Here is a 2271-nt window from a genome sequence, read left to right as displayed (position 1 = left end):
GATCTTACTGGGGACCGTTGGAGTGGTATTCTGACCGGCTGGCCCCCCGCGCTGCTGACTGGGATGGTGACGGGATACTCGACATTATTACCGGATCGATGGGGCGACGATTGTATTTCTTTAAGGGAGCAATGGTTCAAGATTCGCTTCGTTTTCACCAACCCAAAAACTTTAATTATGAGCAAACTGAGTTGGTGCTACCGGATCGGTTATTTCCGGCGGTGCTGAACTGGAATGGCGATCAATTCTTAGATATTATCGCTTCTAACGATCCGGGGCATATAGTAGTATACTCGGGCAACGGTACGCTTAACTTAGCGAGTCCGGATACCCTACGGCATACCAACGGCCAGCCTATTGTACTGGAAGACTTTTGGAAGCGAAAGAAGGGCAACCGTTCGGGCTTTGCGGTCGCCGATTGGGATCAAGACGGTCACCCTGATCTGGTCGTTTACCAGTTTCACCGGGGCGTGTTTCTGTTTCGTAATACGGGAAACGGCACGTTTGAGGCGGAGCAGCTATTGGTTCCCCTGTACAGTCATCTGGCGGGACCCAGCGTGATGGATTGGAACAACGATGGGTATCTGGATCTAATTATTGGCGGAGATGAACGACGGATGATTGAACCCACTGTACCTGCCCATCTGGTGGTCTTTCACGGGCAGGATACCCGAGTCCCTCCTGAGAAGTTGGTGCTTGACTGAAACTTAGTATCTTAATAAGCTACACCATTCTAAATGAACCTTTACACATGAACGCCAATTCGTCTTTGTTGCCTGCCCGAAGAAACTTTCTAAAAAAGAGCTTACAGACTGCCGGACTACTATTAGGTGCCGCTCCGCAGCGATTCTCTATTGCTAACCAACCTTCTGATAAGCTTCTAAACGCTTATTATTTTCGGGCACATATGTATACCATGGTGCCGCGGCAAGTACGGGAAGATATGGAATGGATGGCCGATTTAGGCACCGACGTGGTGTCGGTAGCCGTGCTGGAGCAAGATTTGTTTGCCGCCGTCGAGAATATTGAGATCATTTGCCAAGAGGCTGAGCGTGTCGGTATGCAGGTGTTTGCGGTACCCTCCCGATGGGGCGGGATGTTTGCCGGAGCACCCAAAGTACCGAGCTTGTTTTCGGTGAAGAACCCGCAGACCTGGGTGCTACAGGAAGACGGTACCCCGAAAATATCTTCGGTAACGGGGGTTATCAGCAGCGTGCACTATCCCGAAACCTACGAATTCTTCTGCGAGTCGCTCGCCAAGGTGCTGAAGCTATGGCCCATCCGGGGCATCATGTGGGATGAGCCGAAGTCCTACGGATATGATTACTCCCCCAAAGCCGTCGAGAAGTTGGGTCAGGATGCCCCGCTGGAAGCGCACTGGCAGGCTACTGCTGATTTTCACGGTCGCTTGAATCAGTTTATCAAAGAAAATTATCCAGACATAACTACTTGCCTTTTTGAACAAGCGCATAAAAGCAGACTGATACAAACAGTAGCCCAAATTCCCTATCTGGACTACCTGGGCTGCGATGGCCGCCCCTGGTACCGCTCTGATGGGGGCAAGGACGAAAGTAACGGTAAGAATTTGCTAGGAGCCGAGGCGGGCGAGCAATTTCTCAAGGTAGCCCGTCAGAATGACCGTAAAACGCTGTGGCTGATCGAGAATCACAATCTCGCCACCAAAGATATTGCCCTGATGGATCAACGACTGCCCGAGGTGTTATCGCACGATGTGGATCAACTGATCTACTACTACTACCCCCGCAGCGTAGCCGAACCCGACCGCGCCATGCAAGTGATTGCCCGCCATGTAAAAAACTTCAAAGGATAACTGTAACTGAGTGGGCATGAGAAACAAATTATTTCTTGGTCGGATCGTGATCCTGCTGCTGCTCATCATCGTAGTTGAGCCAGCTTACGGATTCCGCTACTACGATAACTTTGAGGATGAAGACTGCGGGACAAAGCCTAGTCACTGGCTGACTTCATCTCCCCAACAAGAGTTATGGACGGTGGGTTGTGAAGATGGCAACCACTACTACCAGCAGCAGGGACGGCCAACCGATTCGGTGCAGTACAGCTACCTGCATGTCTTCGAGCGTAATCCGGTGTTCACCGGGCGTTTCCGGGTAACGCAAGCACAGGAAGGGTACCTCGCGTTTTTGTTGCGCTACAACGCGGAGGAGTCGTACGTAAAGGTTCGTTACCACTTCGGGCACCGTCGCTACGAACTGGTGGAGCAAGAAGAAGCCAATCAACCATCGATCGTTC

The 2271-nt window shown here is 51.4% G+C and carries 3 protein-coding genes; all 3 read left to right on the top strand.

Annotated elements, in window-relative coordinates; all coding sequences use genetic code 11:
- Positions 1–704, top strand: a 704-nt coding sequence (locus tag WBA23_RS25255) for an FG-GAP repeat domain-containing protein (protein WP_424585055.1), incomplete at its 5' end; no start/stop codon positions are given.
- 47 nt (positions 705–751) lie between these two features.
- A complete protein-coding gene (locus WBA23_RS25250; RefSeq protein WP_424585054.1) occupies positions 752–1831 on the top strand; it encodes a hypothetical protein in 1080 nt (359 codons plus the stop codon).
- A gap of 16 nt (positions 1832–1847) precedes the next feature.
- A partial coding sequence (locus WBA23_RS25245) for a hypothetical protein (RefSeq protein WP_424585053.1) occupies positions 1848–2271 on the top strand: 424 nt, incomplete at its 3' end.

The sequence above is a fragment of the Tunicatimonas sp. genome (genome assembly GCF_049647865.1).
Taxonomy (GTDB): domain Bacteria; phylum Bacteroidota; class Bacteroidia; order Cytophagales; family Cyclobacteriaceae; genus Tunicatimonas.
This window is presented reverse-complemented; position numbering and strand designations above follow the sequence as displayed.